Source organism: Kribbella sp. DT2, from assembly GCF_049844575.1.
Taxonomy (GTDB): Bacteria; Actinomycetota; Actinomycetes; order Propionibacteriales; family Kribbellaceae; genus Kribbella.
Window position 1 is genome coordinate 25,422 of record NZ_JBNCLH010000021.1, and the last position, 15,898, is coordinate 41,319.

Here is a 15,898-nt window from a genome sequence, read left to right on the forward strand (position 1 = left end):
CCGGGACGGGCGAGGCACCGCGGTGCCATCACGTGCGCGCCGGCACCCGGGACGGACGGCCGCCCCGGGTGCCGGCGGCTACTCAGAAGCCGGAGTTTCCCGGGCCGCGGTTGAGCGTGTAGCCGGTGGTGTTGTTGAGGCCGCCGCTGCCCGTGCCGGAGACGGTGACGTGGTTGAAGGTGCCGGAGCCGGGGCTGAAGATCTCGATGCCGTACGTCCCGGCGCCGCTCACCTTCACGTGGTCGAAGGTGATGTTGGTGATGGGCCGCTGCCAGGTCATCAGGATGCCCTGGTACGTGCTGTCGATGATGTCGACGTCCTTGATCAGCACCGGCGCCGTCATGTCGCGGGACTCGGCGTAGATCCAGAGCCCGCCCTGACTGCTGTTCCAGTCGGTGTTGAACCCGCCGGCCCGGGTGATCGTGTTGCGCTGGACGACCGTCGTACCGGCGAACGGCTGGGCGCCGTGCCACGTGGAGACGGTGATCCCGGACGCCGTGTAGACGGTGTCGGAGACCAGGTTGTCCTCGATCCGGTTCCCGTTGCCGCCGTAGATCGCGGCGCCGTTGGCCAGGGCGGGCGACTGGACGGTGTTGAACGTGAACGCGCTGTTGGTCACCGACGCGCTGAACGACCACATCGCCAGCGCGTCGTCGCCGGTGTTGCGCAGCACGCTCTGGTCGACGCGGGAGTTGCTGACGGTGTTGTTCAGGTTCACGCCGTCGGCGAACGTGTTCCGGATCCGTACGCCGGCCATGTACAGCCCGTCGGCGTTGTTGACCCAGAGCCCGACCTTCGCGTGCTCGACCCAAAGGTTGTGGATCAGCGAGCCGGTGCCGAAGTTGCCCTCCATCGCCGCGTGCGTGGTGACGACGCCGTCGGGATCGCGGTACCGGACGTCACCCGCGAAGGTGAAGTCGGCCAGCTGGATGTTGCTGCCGGCCCCGACGAACCCACCGAGCCCGTTGGTGCCACGGATCGTGGTGTGCCACATCCCGGCGCCGCGGATCGTCACGTTGTCGACGGTCAGCCGGTTGGTCAGGTCGAACGTCCCGGCCGGGACCCAGAGCGGTTTGCCCTGCGACTTGGCCGCGCTGATCGCTGTGGTGAAGGCGTTGGTGTCGTCGCCGGAGCCCGAGGTCGCGCCGTACGCCGTGACGTCGAGCGCGCCGGCCGGTGCGGTCAGCGCCGGCGCGACGACCTCGGTGTCGATCAGGTCGACGGTGATCGGGCTCGACCCGTTGTTCTGCAGCTTCAGCACGGTCCCGGCCGGGTAGCTCGGCAGCGTCGTACGGACCTCGTCGTAGAAGCGGTGGCCGTTGCCGAGTCCCGGGTCGTTCGGGAACGGGTAGAGCCCGTAGACCCAGCTGTACGCCGAGGTGAGCGTGACGTCCTTGACCTTCGTGCCGCCCGCGTAGATCCCGAGCGGAGCGGTGCTGCCGGTCCCGGCCGCGTTGTCCGGGATCGAGTAGCGCACGACCAGCGAGTTGGTCGGCTGGGTGAGTGTGAACTGGTTGTACTTGCCGGCGTTGTCGAGCCGGACCGCGCGGCGGCCGGAGGACTCCGACGGGATGGTCCGGTACGTGCGATCCGGGCCGAGGACCGTGCCGTTCGTGCTGCCGTTCTCAGCCTCGTACTCGGTGTAGCCGACGGTCGCGCCACGGGTCGCGAGGGCGGTCGCGCCCGTGACGGTGACGTCGTCGAGGGCAACGTTGCCGCTGTCACCGTTGTCGTACTGGTAGCCGATCAGGTTGAGTCCCTTGCGGAGCGGCAGGGACTGTTGCGTCGTCGCCCAGCCGGTGGCCGCGGGCAACGAGACCTGGCCGGTCTTCACGCCGTTCGCGTAGACGCTGAGCGTCTTGGGACTACCGGTCGAGTTGTTGTAGCGCAGGGTGGTGTTGATGTTGCCTGCGGCATTGAGTTTGACGGTGCGGATGACGCGGCTGCCTTGGTTGTTCAGGGTGACGTAGCCGCTGCCGGTGAAACCGCTGACGCCGGTACCGATGCTCGCGCCGCCGGAGAGGAAGCCGCCTTCGAGGCCGGTGCCGTCCGAGGGCGGGACGGGCGCGGAGACGTTCAGGTTGTCGACGTTGACGTTGCCGGAGTCGGAGCTGTCGAAGCGGTAGGCGATGGTGTTGGCACCGGCTGTGAGTGGGACGGATTCGGCCGACGTGCCCCAGTTCGCCCAGCCGCCGGTCGCGGGGAGGTTGATCTGGCGTAGCTTGGACCCGCCGACGTACAGGGACAGCGTCATCGTGACGCCGGTGCCGTTGGCGTAGCGCAGGGTCGCCGTACCGGTTCCGGCTTGCGCCGACGACACGGTGAAGGTCGTTGCGGCGTTCCCCTTGTTGCCGTCGGTGTAACCACCGACGTACGCCGTACCGGTGTAGCCGGCGTGCTCGGTCTGGGTTGTCGCGCCGCCGGACAGTGCTGCGCTCTCGGCTTCGAGCGCGGCGGCGTGGGCTGGAGTGGTGGTCAGTGCCGCCAGGACGAGCGTTAGAACAGCGGCGAGTCGGAATCTGGGCATGGGCGGGCCCTTCTCTGGGTGGGGTGGTTCATCCCTTGACGGCACCGCCCAGCGCCCCGGACTTCAGGAAGAGGCGCTGGAACACCAGGAACAGTGCGACCGGGATGACGGTGGAGATCGCGAGCGCGGCCAGGAACACGTCGAGCTCGACGAACCGTTGCAACGCGGGCAGCCGCACCGACAGCGGCTGACGATCGGGATCGGGCAGGACCAGCAGCGGCCAGAGGAAGTCCTTCCACGCGGCGATCACGGCGAACACCGAGACCACCCCGAGGATCGGCCGCGACATCGGCAGGACGACGGACCAGAACAGCCGGTACGGACCGGCGCCGTCGACCCGCGCGGCCTCGAACACCTCGCGCGGCAGGTTCGCGAAGAACCGCTGCACGAGCAGGATGTTGAACGCGTTCGCCCCGGCCGGCAACCAGACCGCCCAGAACGAGTTGATCAGCGACACCTTCAGCAGCGGCGGGTCGACGACCGTGAGGTAGAGCGGGACCAGCAGCACGACCGACGGGACGAACAGCGTCGCCAGGACGACACCGGTCAGGATCTTGCCGTAGCGCGGCCTGAGCACCGCCAGCGCGTACCCGGCGGTCGTTGCCACCAGCAACTGGACGAGCCAGGAGCCGGCCGCCAGGACGACGGTGTTGAAGAAGTACTTGTCGATCTCGACCCGGGTCCACGCGGTCGACAGGTTGGCCCAGTCGATCCCGTTCGGCCAGAGCGCGAGCGGTGCGCGCAGGGTGTCCTGCGTCGAGGTCAGGGCTCCCTTCGCGAGCCACAGCATCGGGCCGAGACCGACCAGGAACAGCAGCAGGAGCAGCACCGCGTGCACGCCGTACGACGTACGCCGGATGCCTGGCCGGCGCCAGTCGGAGTCGGACAGGATGCCCCTGCTCATGAGGTGCTCCAGGATCGGGTCAGGCGGAAGTAGAGCGCGGACAGCAGGCCGAGCACGACCGCGAGCATGATGCTCAACGCGGTCGCCGAGCCGTACGCGCCGCCGAGGCTGTTGGCGAAGGCGTAGTTGTAGATCAGCAGCAGGATCGTGGTGGTCGAGTTGGCCGGGCCGCCGCCGGTGAACAGGAACGGCTCGAGAAACACTTGGGTGGTACCAACGATCTGCAGGATGAACGTGATCAGCAGGATCCCCCGCAGCTGCGGGAGCGTGACGTGCCAGACCTTGCGCCAGATCGACGCCCGGTCGATCTCGGCCGCCTCGTACAGGTCGGTGGAGACTCCGGTCAGTGCGGCCAGGTAGATGATCACCGTGCCGCCCGCTGCCGCCCAGGTCGCCTCCAGGACCAGGGAGGGCATCGCCGAGCCGGAGTCCTGCAGCCACGCCACCGGGCCGAGGCCGGCCCAGCCGAGGATGGTGTTGAAGACTCCGGTCGGCGATGCGTCGTAGAAGAACTTCCAGAGCAGTACGGCGACCACCGGCGGGATGACGACGGGCAGGTAGGCCAGTGCGCTGTAGAGCCCCTTGAACCGGCGTACCTCACTCATCAGCACCGCTGCGAGCAGCGGGACCGGGTACCCGAAGAGCAGGGCGAGCAGAGCGAAGTACAGGGTGTTCTTGACCGCCGTCCACAGCAGGGGGTCGGCCAGGACGTCCTGGAAGTTCTGCAGCCCGACGAACGTCGGCGGGGTGACCAGGTTGGTCTCCTGAAAGCTCATCACCACCGCCCGGCCGATCGGGAACCAGGAGAACAGCCCGAAGACCACCAGCAGCGGCAGCAGGAAGACCAGCGCGCCTTTGGAGGAAGTGCGCATCGGTCAGTTCCGGTCCAGCAGGGCCTGCGCCTCGGCGTCGGCCTTCTTCAGCAGGTCGGCGATGTCGGCGTCCTTCTTGGTCAGCACCGTCTGCACCACCGGGTCGAGCACCTTGTAGACCTCCTGGGTCGAGCGGGACGGCTCGGTCACCAGCGGCTGGTCGAACATCTTGTCCGTGTACGGCGCCATCTGCGCCAGCGGCACGTTGACGTAGTCCTTCACCCAAGTGAGCGACTCGTCGTACGTCGCCTTGTCGAAGACCGGCAACTGCGGCGCCCCGACCGGTTGCTTGGAGGCGGCCGTCGTCTTCGCGTCCAGCACGGCGGAGTCCTTGTCGATCAGCTTCTTCAGGTAGTAGAAGTCGATCCACTTGACCGCCGCGGCCTTCGTCGCCTCGTTGGCCTTCGCGCTGACCGTGGCCAGCGTGCCACCGCCGAGGACACCGGCGTCCGGCGAGTCCTTCAGCGGTACGACGGTCACGCCGTAGTCGGCCGGCTTGAGCGCGTTCTGCGTGAACAGCGAGCCGTAGTTGCCGCCGCCGGAGACGTACATGCCGATCTGGCCGGCCGCGAACGCCTGGTTGATGCTGCCCCAGTCGTAGAGGAAGTTGGCGCCCATGGAGTTGTCGGTCCAGCGCATGTCCTTCAGCAACTGGAGCACCTCGGCCATCTGCGGGGTGTCGATCTCGGCGCTGGCCTTGTCGCCGTCGATCTTCTCCGCGCGGCCACCGAAGGCGTAGTCGAGCGTGGTGAGGATCCAGCCGCCGGTGTTGTCGCTGGTCAGCTGGGCATAGCCGGCCTTGCCGGTCTTCTCGGCGATCTGCTGGGCGGCGCTTCGTACTTCGTCCCAGGTCGCCGGAGGCTTGTCGGGGTCCAGACCGGCCTGCTTGAACAGGGTCCGGTTGTAGTGCAAGGCCTGCCCGTACGCCGCGATCGGGACGGCCCACATCTTGCCGTCCTCGCCCTGACCCGACTTGGCGACGTTCGGGCTGAACTTCGCGCCGTACGGGAGGCTGCTGACCAGACCGCTGATGTCGGCGACCTGCTTGCGTTCGATCAGGCCGCGGCCGTCGGTGAACGGGACGGTGTATACGTCGGGCAGCGTGCCGCCGGCGAGCTGGGCGGTGAACGTGGTCGCCGTCCAGTTGTACTCCTGCGGCTGGACGTCGATGGTCGGGTTGGCCTTCTCGAACTGCGCGACCCGCTCGTCGAACGCGGCGAGCGCACCCTTGTCGAGGCCGGGGTCGCGGGCGACCTTCAGGGTGGTTGGGCCGGTGTCGGCTTGCTCGGGGTTGTTTTCGCTGCAGGCGGTCGCGGCGAGCAGGCCCACCAGGATGAGCGGGGTGATCAGCTTCTTCATGGGTCAAACTCCTGAGGGGATCGGCCGGAGCCAGGCAGCGGCATCGGTGGGGAGCTCGCCGGCGACCGTCGTACTGGCGAGCAGGACTTCGTACTGGGGCGGCAGGGCGACTGCGGGTCCGAAGTTGACCAGGCAGAGGATCTCGCCGCGGGTGAAGGCGATCAGGTCCTGGTGGTTGAGCTCGTGCCAGGCGAAGGGTTTTGGCAGCTGGTTCCGGAGTTTCAGGGCTGCCCGGTAGAGGTGGAGCATCGAGTCCGGGTCATGCTCCTGCGCTTCCACGGACCTGGTTGCCCAGTCCGCAGGCTGCGGCAGCCACGGCGTGAAGCCCTGGCTGTTGAAGCCGAAGCTCGCGCCGGTCGTTGTCCAGGGCAACGGAACTCGGCAGCCGTCGCGACCGGGGTCCTGACCGGCCGAACGGTGGAAGATCGGGTCCTGCAGGGCGTCGCGCGGCAGGTCCTCGACCTCGGGGAGGCCGAGCTCGTCGCCTTGGTAGAGGTAGAGCGAACCCGGAAGGGCCGCGGTCAGCAACGCGGCGGCGCGGGCTCTTCTGGTGCCTTGCTCGAGGTCTGTCGGTACGCCGAACCGCTTGGTGGCGAAGGAGAACGAGGTGTCCTCACGGCCGTAGCGGGTGACCGGGCGGGTGACGTCGTGGTTCGACAGCACCCAGGTCGCGGGGGCGTTGACCGGCGCGTGCGCGGCCAGCGTGGTCTCGATCGAGTCGCGCAGCTCGGCGGCGTCCCAGGGCCGGCCCATCAGATCGAAGTTGAACGCGGTGTGGATCTCGTCCGGGCGCAGGTAGCGGGCGAAGCGCTCGGGGTCGGCCAGCCAGATCTCGCCGACCAGGACTCTTGGCGGGTCGTACTCGTCGGCGACCGCGCGCCATTCCCGGTAGATGTCGTGGACGCCGTCGCGGTCGACGTACGGGTGCTGCTCGGTGTCCTGGAGGTTCGGGAAGGCTGGGTCCTTGACCGGCATGGTGGCCGAGTCGATCCGGATGCCGGCGACGCCGCGGTCGAACCAGAAGCGGAGGATGGCCTCGTGCTCGCGGTGCACGTCGGGGTGGTTCCAGTTGAGGTCGGGCTGCTCGGGGGTGAACAGGTGCAGGTACCAGTCCCCCGGCGTACCGTCCGCGTTCTTGGTCCTGGTCCAGGTGTCACCGGAGAAGCTGGAGACCCACTCGGTCGGCAGCTCCTCGCTCTCACGGAACCAGAAACGCTCGCGGGCTCCTGGCTCGTCCGCCAGCGCCGCGCGGAACCAGACGTGCTCGCTGGAGATGTGGTTCGGGACCACGTCGATAATCGTTCGGATGCCTAACGATTCAGCCGCGGCGATCAGTTGCTCGGCCTGCTCGACGGTCCCGAACGCCGGGTCGATCACCCGGTAGTCGGCGACGTCGTACCCGCCGTCGGCCAGCGGCGACAGGTACCACGGGGTGAACCAGAGCGCGTCGACGCCGAGGCTCTTCAGGTACGGCAGGCGAGCCCGTACGCCGGCCAGGTCGCCGGTCCCGTCACCGTTGCCGTCGGCGAAGCTGCGCGGGTAGATCTGGTAGATCACGGCATCGCGCCACCAGTCTTTCGAGGCCGCTACCGCCGGCTCGAGGCTCGGCTCCATCGTCCACTCCCTGTCCCGGAACGCCTTGTTTGATGATAGGTTTAGCGCTCCACCTTGTGGTGGACCGTAGAGTCTGGGAATCGGGATTGTCAACAGGTCGGGAGGAGATCCGGTGCGGGTCACGCTGAAGGACATCGCCGACGAGGCCGGGGTCAGCATGATGACGGTGTCGAACGTGGTGAACGGCAAGCGGGCGCGCGTCTCACCGGACACGATCGAGCGGATCCAGCGCATCGTCGCCGAGCGCGGCTACGTGCCGAGCGCGTCCGCGCGCAGCCTCGCGGCCAAGTCGTCGCGGCTGATCGGCCTGCTCGTCCCGGCCGCCGACGAGGACAGTCTGATGATCAGCCCGCACAACGTCGCGATCGTCGGGCTGATCGAGCGCGAGCTGCGCAAGGGCGGGTACCACCTGCTGCTGCGCGGGATCTCGCAGCCGGCCGAGGTCGCCGAGGCGCTGCAGTCGTGGAGCCTGGACGGCGCGGTGCTGCTCGGGTTCCTGGACGAGGAGATCGACCGGCTGGTCGCTTCCGGTGTCGGCAAGGTGTCGTTGCTGGCGATCGACAGCTACTCGGCCAACCCGCTGACTACCGGCGTACGGTCTGATGACTACACGGGTGCTCTGCTCGCTGCCCGGCATCTGCTCGCGCTGGGGCACCGCGAGATCGTGTTCGCGGGGCCGGCGTTCTCGGACGTGGGTGTGGTGCATCAGCGGTACGAGGGGTTCCGGGCGGCTTTTGCCGAGGCGGGGCTGCGATGGACCGAGCGGCTGGTGACGGTCGAGACCACGGATCACGCTTCGGGGTTGGCGCTGGGGCTCGGGTTGGCTTCGGCGCATGCTGACGCGACAGCCGTTTTCGCGACCGCGGACATCCTGGCGATCGGGATCATGGAGGGGCTGGCCGAGGCGGGCTGCTCGGTTCCGGGCGACGTGTCCGTGCTCGGCTTCGACGACCTGGACCTGAGCCGGTACGTGACGCCGAAGCTGACCACGATCGCGCAGGACATCCCGCGGAAGGCGGCGATCGCCGTACGGCTGCTGCTGGCCGCGGTCGAACGCGCCGAGCACCCGGCCGATCCGATCACGCTGGACGTCCGGCTGATCACGCGGGAATCGACCGCCGCGCCGCGGTCGGTGTAGTTGCCTTTTCGGTTGTCCACAGGAACACGGTCGGTCGGTTTTCGGTCTGTGGGTCCTGGTCGCTAGAGTCCCTTGTCTGGTCGCCGAATTCGGGGCGGTGACCGACGGGAGGAGGTGCGATGGACGCCACGTTGCTGGACGCCGAGGCGGAAGCCGCGGTGCTTCGGGTCTACCGGCAGGTGTTCGCCGTGCTCGCCCGCGAGGCCGGGGCGATGATCGTCGACCCGGAACTGCTCGACGTCGACCAGGCGATCCTGGACGCGTTCGCCGAGGCCGGCAGCGACGGGATGACCGTCGAGCAGGCGACGCAGGCCTGCCGCGCCTTCCCGCACGACCTGGTGGTCCGCCGCTTCGAGGTGCTGCGGCAGTACGGCGCCATCACCAAGCTCGTCGACCGGCCCAACGAGCTCCGCCACCGCGCGGCGTTCGCGCCGTACGTGATGCTGATGTTCCTGCGCCGGATGTCGGTCCAGGGCGGTCAGGGCGAGCTGCACCAGCTGCTCACGCTCGAGGCGCACAGCGTCAGCGACCCGCGCGCCACTGAGGACGAGGGCCAGGCCTCGATCCTGCGGCTGACCAAGGTCTTCCGGCTGCTCGGCAACGAGCTGGCCATCCTGGTCTCGACCAGTACGACGGCCCAGCTGCGTGAGAACGCGCAGCTCGCCTGGGGTAACGAGCGGCTGATCGAGCAGGCCGAGAAGGTGCACCGGATCGTGCTCGAGCGCTGGCCGACGCTGCACCGCGACTGCACCCAGCTACGGATGGCGCTCGCGGCGTACGCCGACGCGGTGCAGCTCGCCGCTGGACGCCTGGTCGAACGCGCCGGTACGACGCGGGCGCTGGGGTTGCTGCCGATCGAGACGTGGCTGTCCTTTACGCGTGGGAGTGACACGGAGGTGTTGGCCGGCGTACTGGATGGGCTGCTGTTCGACGCGGCCGCGCCGGACTTTTCGCCCGAGACGATGCTGGAAGCGGTCGAGACGGGGCGGCGTACCGGTACGGCGCGGATGGCGCCGCCGCGGCCCTCGGCGGAGACCGAGGCGCCGGAGTCGGCCGCCGCGACGGATCGCGAGGATCTGCGGGCCGAGGCCGAGCGGGTGCTGGCCGGGCGGGACAGCGTGAGCATCGTTTCGGTGGTCGACGACGCCGGGGACTGGGTGACCGCGCGACGGGTGCTGGCTGAGCTGACCGCGGCGCACCTGCATGATGAGTTGGACTACGAGTTGGTGTGGTCGGACGGGATGCGGATCGATCCTGCCGCGGGGACGCCTTGGGCGACCGAGGGTGAGTTTCGGCGGGTGGCGCGATGACATCTGAGGTGGTCGAGAACGGGCGCGTCTACAACGCCTTGTGGTGGGCGAAAGTGCAGTCGGGCGGGGCGTTGAAGGTGCCGGTCGATACGCCTGCGGTGGCCGGGTTGGCGCGGGCGGTGGAGCCGGACGGGTCTGGTGTGTGGGTCCTGCCGACGTTGCCGGACGGCGCTGGGCACGGCGTACTGGAGGAGCTTGGTGCGCCGCCGGTCGCGGTCGAGATGCCGAACGAGACAGCGCGGGTGCTGTCGATCTGCGTGGCGTGCTGCTGGACGGAGCGCGACGGGTCTGCGTGGCCTGGCGTTGTTGGAACGTTGGCGCAGGTCAAGGCGGTGTACGCGGGGATGCGCGGGCGCGCGGAGCAGTCGAGTGACCTGACCCTGATCATCGGCAGCCTTCGCCGGCTTCACTCGACGGGTTGGCTGTTGTGGGACGAGAAGGTTGGCGAAGTCAGGCTCGGTCCTCGGACCATCACCTGGGGTACCAGCGACCTGGCCACCCTCCGCGAGATCTGCCGGGTCCTCCCGGACCCGCCGGCCGCCGTACTGGTCGAGCGTGCGCCGGAGACCCCGGCCGATCCGCTGCCCTCGGAGGATGAGCTCTCTTCCCCTGCACCTTCGGACGACGCGCCTTCCTCCCCTCCGGACGACGCGCTCTCCTCCCCTGTACCTCCGGACGACGCGCCTTCCTCCCCTCCGGACGACGTGCTCTCCTCCCCTCCTTCGGAGGACGACGTGCTTTCTTCCCCTCCGTCCTCGGAGGAGGCCGAATGACCGAGCAGCACGCCCTCTTCGATCCCATCCTGCGCGATCTCAGCGACCGCTCGCGCGACGAGGTGCTCGCGGCGTTCAGCGCCGTCCAGTACTCCGCGAACCCGGTCGCCGAGGTCCAGCTCCCCGGTCTCCGCGACGTCACCCTGCGCCGTCAAGTCCAGAAGATGCTCACCCTCATCGGCCGCGTCCTGGTCAAGGTCGACGGCACCCACTGGACCTCCGGCTACGCCGACGACGTCGCCGCGACCCTGACCGCCCAAGGCTGGCAACCCCTGTCCGCCGTCGACCGCGCCGTACTGGTCCTGGTCCTCGTGCACTCGGTCGCGATCCCCCGCAGCGAGGGAATCCTCACCGGCGACAGCTGGAAGTCGGCCCGCCCGACCACCGTCGACGAGCTGCGAACAACCAAGATCAGCGGCGAGGAACGACGCCTCGCCCTGCAACGCCTCCGCGCCGCCGGCCTGATCCAGCTGTCCGGCGACCACTCCGGCGGACCGAGCTACATCCCCGGCCCACAACTCCAGCGACTCACACCGGCTGCCCGCCGCCGATTGCAGGACCAGTTGATCCTCGCAGCCGCGCCGGCCAGCCCGATCGCGGAGGCCATCCGCGCCCGCAAAGGCATCACCGAAGAAGAGGGAGCGGCATGAGCCCCGCAGCATCCAAACCCCCGGGCCCATCCGCGGGCGCCCCGGAAGGCACGCCGGCCGCCACCAAGACACCCCTCACGGACGCCAAGACAGCGACCGCGACCGCCGAACCGACAACCGCGACCAAGCGGACCAAGTCGAAGCCGGCTCCAGACGCGACCAAGTCGGCGAAGGCGGAGCCGAGCACGGCCGCGGACCCGGCCGCCGGCGCGACGGCCGATGCCAAGCCGGCTCCGGACGCGACCAAGTCGGCAGACACGAAGCCGGCCCCGGACGGGAGCGCGTCGGCAGACCCGAAGCCAAAGGCGAGTACCCGGCGAACCGCCGACGGTCCGTCCGACGGCGCCTTCGACATCCTCGGCTCGAAGGTCCTGCTCGGCGTACAGGTCGTCGACCTCTCCCGCCTCTCGACCCACCCCATCCCCATGGTCGGCCAAGGCCTCGTCACGGTCGCCGGCCAAGGCCCGGTCGACTCCAACGGCGCCGGCAAGTCCTCCTGGATCGCCGCCCTGTCCCTCCTCCACGCCGACGACCAGTGGCGCCTCACCAGCGGAGCCCCCGGCGCAGCCGAGCTCCTGTTCACCGCAGAAGCAGCCGGCCAGGAAGGCAACTGGTCGAACGTCGACCGCGGCTACATCGTCGGCGTCTTCTCCGACCCCGACCTGACCGACCTGGCCGAGATCGAGTCCGCCGCGATCACGGTCTGGATCCGCATCAACCGCAAAGCGTCGTACCTCGACCTCCGCTGGAAGAACGGCCTGCACGTCCCCTACGGCGCGACGGAGTCCGAACGCGCCGCCGGCGCCGACGCCCTCTGGGCAGCCCTCCCCCACTCCAACGGCCGCACCGACTACCACGCGAACAAGCTCTCCCAGGTCCTGTACGGCGGCCAGGTGCGCTGCGTCTCGTTCCTGTCGACGTCCGTCCGCTCCAGCCCCACCGCCAACCTGCTCGCCGAACCGCTGAACGAGCTCGGCCCGGCCCGCATCTTCAACGCGATCGCGACCCTCACCGGCCTCGACCACGAGCTCGAGCAGGAGCAGGCCCACCGCTCCGCCGAGCACACGCAGCGCGAGGCGACCAAGCAGGCCGCCGCAGACCTGCAGCGCTGGGAGCAGGAGATGGCCACCGTCGAGGCCGGCATCCTGCAGCGCGCCGCGGCCCGCTCGGCCCTGGCCGCCGCCAAGGAGTCCTGGCTCGCTCGATGCGCCCGCCACCTCGTCGACGGTGACGCCCGAAACACGGAGATCCTGCACGAGCTGGCCGGCCTGGACGAGCGCGTGGCCGAGCAGGAGGCCCGGCGCGAGGCTGTTGACACCGAGATCGACGCGTTCGGCAGCGAGGAGAACCTCCTCCGCGACGTACAGCTGACTCGCCAGGAGCGGGACAAGCTCGACGCGCGCGACCGCGAGCTGGACCTGGCGCAGCGCTCGGTCCGCGAGCAGCTCGAACGGCTCGGCCAGGAGCACCGCCGCTTGGTCGACGCCGGCCGCTCGGCCGACGGGCGCGAGCTGGACGTAGCGCTCACCGAGCAGGACGAGGCCCGCGCCGTACTGGAGGAGCACATCGGCCGCGACCACGCGGCCCGCCTCGCGGTCGACCAGGCTTCCGGTGAGTTACGCGAGGCCGAGAGCGGCCAGACCGTGTCCGCGCCGCAGCAGCAGATCCTGGAGAACGCCGGCATCGCCTGCGGGGCCCTCACCGACATCACCGAGCTCCCGGCCGGGGACCGCGCCGAGTGGGAGCCGCGTCTCTCGCCGTACAGCGAAGCCGTGGTCGTCGACGCCGACGACGCGACCCTGGCCGCCTCGGCCCTCGCCGAAGCCGGCTACCCCGGCTTCCTTCTCGTCCTGGCCAACCGCCCCGGCAACGGCTCTCCCAGGAAGAAGAGCTCTAGCCCTTCATCTGCTGACAAGCGCTTCGCACTCGACACCTTCTTCACCGCGCTCGCCTCACGCGCCACCAAGGAACTCATCGACGACCCCGCCGGCGTCATTTCCGTCGGCCAGCACGACGAGCCGATCACCGGGCGCACCGCCCGCATCGAGGCGGCCCGCCGCCGCGTCGAATCCGCCGTCGAGGCACGCGCCGCCGCCTCCGCCGCGCTGGAGCAGGCACGATCCCGCGTCCAGCAGGCCGAACGCCGTACGGCAGCAGCCCGAGCGCTCGGCACGGCCTCCGACCTGCAGGAGCAGATGCTCGCCCTGCGCGAGGAGAACGACCGCCACGAGACCGACCGCGACGTCCTCGCTCCCCAGCTCCAGGCCGCGAAGGAGTCCGCGGAAGCCGCCGCCGGCCAGCAGCTGGTCCGCGACGAGCGCCTGAAGAACCTCGAGGCCACCCGCCGCGAGCACGACCGCCTGCTCGACGAGCTCGGCGGCCGCCGCCTGATCCTGCTCGAGGAGCAGACCGGCCTCGACCTCGTCTCCCGTACGACGGCCTGGGGCGGTACCGCCGACGAGGCGTCCGAGTTCCTGCTCGCTCTCCCCGCCGACACCCAGCGCCGTACGACGGCCGACTGGAACCACCAGACCTCGACGCAGCTCGACGACGTGATCCGCCGTTGCTTCCCGAACGCGCGCTCCCGGGAGGAGATCCCCAGCGAGCTGTGGGAGATCCTGAACGGTCCCGACGGCTGGTCGACCGGCACCCTCGGCACCCGCGTCGGTCTGGTCCCCGCGCTGCAGCGCACGCTGGCCAGCCACCTCGCGCAGCACGAGACCTTCGACAGCCTCCAGCAACAGCAGATCGCCAGCCAGCGCGCCGAGCGCAACGCGGCCCTCGAACGCGCCCGCGAAGGCCTCGGCGAGGCCGAGAGCACCGCCCGCGCCCACCGCGCGTCCCTTGCCGACGGCATCAAGTCCCGCCTGCGACTCGTCTCGAACGAGTTCGACCGCCTCGACCAGGCGTACGGCGGCTACGGCGCGAAGCTCGAGTACCCGGAGCCCGACCCGCCGTCCGAGCCCGACAAGCCCTGGCGCTGGACCGTCACCCCCAAGTGGCGCCGCTCCGAAGGCGGCCCGTTCTCCGCCTTCAACGTCAAGGGCAACACCGCCCAGATGGACGAAAAGGCCGTCAAGCTCGTCTGCGCCGCAGCCCTGGCCGGCGGCAGTGACCGCCCCCTCCTCCTCATCCTCGACGAACTGGGCCGCAACCTGGGCTCCCAGCACCGCCGAGAAGCAGTAGCCCTCTTCGAACAGATCGGCCGAGACCGCAACATCACCGTCATCGGCGCCCTCCAGGACGACATGGAGCGCTACGCCCTCGCGTCCTCCCGCCTCTACGTCAAACTCCGCCGCAGCTCCGACACCATGCCCTACAACCAGGCCCCGGTCGTCAAGGGCAACGAGGACTACGCCGCCCGAGTAGAACTCCTCCGCACCTGGCTCGACTCCTACCGAGGCCCAGCCCCCACCCTCGACCTCCCCACCCCCACCCTCGACGCCCCGTAACCCGCCCCGCGGCGCGTCCCTGCGGGCGGAATGCGCCCGCTTCCGTCACCACGATTCCCGGCGCCCCACCGCCCGCTGGCTCCACCTCGCCCCACCACCAGGGTTCCGGCGACCCGCCCGCCACGCTCTCGATCACCCAGCCCCGCCCACTCCTTCTTTCTCCGGAGCGGCCTCAACCTCCGCAACCTCCTCGGCCGCATCGCCGCCGACCGCAAGTGGCACCCGACCAGAACCACCCCATCGACCGGGCAGGTTAGGGCGGGATACTGCGGAATAGGCACCCCGGTGGTCTGGTCCACACCGGGGATCGTTCACACTGGAGTTGTGATGCGTCTGCTGAACGGGGATGTCGCCCGCTTCCACCGCTCACATCTGGCCAACCCCTCATCACGCGGCGTACCGTCCGTGGGGCAACTCCAGCCGGTAACCGATCGGAGGGCGTGAATGGCATCCTGGCTTCTGCGCGCCCAGTGGTCCCACCGCGACGAGTCCGTCGAGCAGCGTGCACTCCGCGTCGGCCGAACACTCACCGCAGTCGCCGTAGCCTTCCCCGACGTTCATGCCTGGACCCAGGACGAGCGCTGGGGGTACCACGTACTGGAAGCCGACGGCACCACTCCCCTCGAGGAGATGGTCGAGGCAACCACGAAGGTCCTCTCCAATGGTTCCAGCACCACCAGACTCCACCTCCAGAGCACCGGCGAGCTCCCCTGGCTCTTCGACCTCTCCATGGGCAGCACTCTGACCACCGCGTCAGACCAGCTGACCCTGCACTGGAGCGATGAAGACGCTCTCATCCAGTACGAGCGCTTCGCCCAGGTCCTCCGGGCAGTCGTCACCATCTGGGAACCCGAGTGGGCCAGCATCGCCGACACCGAGCTCGCGACCGCCGCCGGCCTCTTCCGCCGCGGCATCCCGACCATGGGCTGGCTGACGTACGTCCGCGGCATGGTCGCCGGCGCCCACGGGATCGACATCGATCTGACCCCGTTCGAGCGCGGCACTCTTCTCCAGGCCCCGGTAGCCCCGATCGACCTCTCCCCGGTCCACATCTGCGCCGCGGCCGCCCTCGTCGGCATCACCCCCGAAGACCTCTAGACGCAAAGAAGCGGCCGACCAAAGGTCGACCGCTCAAGGTTCCCATCGGCGATGGTGATCGCCTGTTCCCGCGCATACCCACCAGCAGCGCCGCGCTAGGCGCCAACAAGCGGTGGGGGAAATATTAAGGGCCACCCCGATGGGGTGGCCCTTAACAGTGTGAATGTCCGGCGACGTCCTACTCTCCCACGACCTCCCGGT

11 protein-coding genes are annotated in these 15,898 nt (G+C 69.3%); 6 read left to right on the top strand and 5 right to left on the bottom strand.

Annotated features, from left to right (window positions below):
• Window positions 1-82: 82 nt before the first annotated feature.
• Genes ACLQ2O_RS41760 through ACLQ2O_RS41780 form a run of 5 tightly spaced genes read right to left on the bottom strand, consistent with a single transcriptional unit; the run spans window position 83 to window position 7,276 of the window.
• Window positions 83-2,527: a carbohydrate-binding protein gene (locus ACLQ2O_RS41760; RefSeq protein WP_425843420.1), complete on the bottom strand. Its 2,445-nt coding sequence runs from the start codon at window positions 2,525-2,527 to the stop codon at window positions 83-85.
• Between the two features lie 28 nt (window positions 2,528-2,555).
• The gene (locus ACLQ2O_RS41765; RefSeq protein ID WP_425843422.1) at window positions 2,556-3,431 is read right to left on the bottom strand and encodes a carbohydrate ABC transporter permease; all 876 of its coding nucleotides are present in this window, start codon (window positions 3,429-3,431) and stop codon (window positions 2,556-2,558) included.
• Entirely contained in the window at window positions 3,428-4,303 is an 876-nt protein-coding gene (locus tag ACLQ2O_RS41770) for a carbohydrate ABC transporter permease (RefSeq protein ID WP_425843424.1), read from the bottom strand. The genes ACLQ2O_RS41765 and ACLQ2O_RS41770 overlap by 4 nt, the downstream gene beginning before the upstream one ends.
• A gap of 3 nt (window positions 4,304-4,306) precedes the next feature.
• Entirely contained in the window at window positions 4,307-5,662 is a 1,356-nt protein-coding gene (locus ACLQ2O_RS41775; RefSeq protein WP_425843426.1) for an ABC transporter substrate-binding protein, read from the bottom strand.
• A 3-nt stretch (window positions 5,663-5,665) separates the two neighbouring features.
• Window positions 5,666-7,276 (bottom strand): glycoside hydrolase family 13 protein, encoded by a 1,611-nt coding sequence (locus ACLQ2O_RS41780; RefSeq protein WP_425843428.1) that lies wholly within the window; start codon window positions 7,274-7,276, stop codon window positions 5,666-5,668.
• Window positions 7,277-7,388: 112 nt separating this feature from the next.
• Between ACLQ2O_RS41780 and ACLQ2O_RS41785 the strand changes: the two genes are divergently transcribed.
• The 6 genes from ACLQ2O_RS41785 to ACLQ2O_RS41810 all read left to right on the top strand — a co-directional run bounded on the left by ACLQ2O_RS41785 (window position 7,389) and on the right by ACLQ2O_RS41810 (window position 15,697).
• On the top strand, window positions 7,389-8,414 hold the full coding sequence (locus ACLQ2O_RS41785; protein WP_425843430.1) for a LacI family DNA-binding transcriptional regulator: 1,026 nt from the start codon (window positions 7,389-7,391) through the stop codon (window positions 8,412-8,414).
• 119 nt (window positions 8,415-8,533) lie between these two features.
• Entirely contained in the window at window positions 8,534-9,724 is a 1,191-nt protein-coding gene (locus tag ACLQ2O_RS41790) for a hypothetical protein (protein ID WP_425843432.1), read from the top strand.
• Window positions 9,721-10,497 carry a hypothetical protein gene (locus ACLQ2O_RS41795; protein ID WP_425843434.1) on the top strand — a complete coding sequence of 259 codons (777 nt, stop codon included), beginning with the start codon at window positions 9,721-9,723 and terminating at the stop codon, window positions 10,495-10,497. The genes ACLQ2O_RS41790 and ACLQ2O_RS41795 overlap by 4 nt, the downstream gene beginning before the upstream one ends.
• On the top strand, window positions 10,494-11,147 hold the full coding sequence (locus ACLQ2O_RS41800) for a hypothetical protein (protein ID WP_425843436.1): 654 nt from the start codon (window positions 10,494-10,496) through the stop codon (window positions 11,145-11,147). The genes ACLQ2O_RS41795 and ACLQ2O_RS41800 overlap by 4 nt, the downstream gene beginning before the upstream one ends.
• On the top strand, window positions 11,144-14,599 hold the full coding sequence (locus ACLQ2O_RS41805; protein WP_425843438.1) for a chromosome segregation ATPase: 3,456 nt from the start codon (window positions 11,144-11,146) through the stop codon (window positions 14,597-14,599). The genes ACLQ2O_RS41800 and ACLQ2O_RS41805 overlap by 4 nt, the downstream gene beginning before the upstream one ends.
• Before the next feature lie 444 nt (window positions 14,600-15,043).
• Window positions 15,044-15,697: a hypothetical protein gene (locus tag ACLQ2O_RS41810; protein WP_425843440.1), complete on the top strand. Its 654-nt coding sequence runs from the start codon at window positions 15,044-15,046 to the stop codon at window positions 15,695-15,697.
• Window positions 15,698-15,898: the final 201 nt, after the last annotated feature.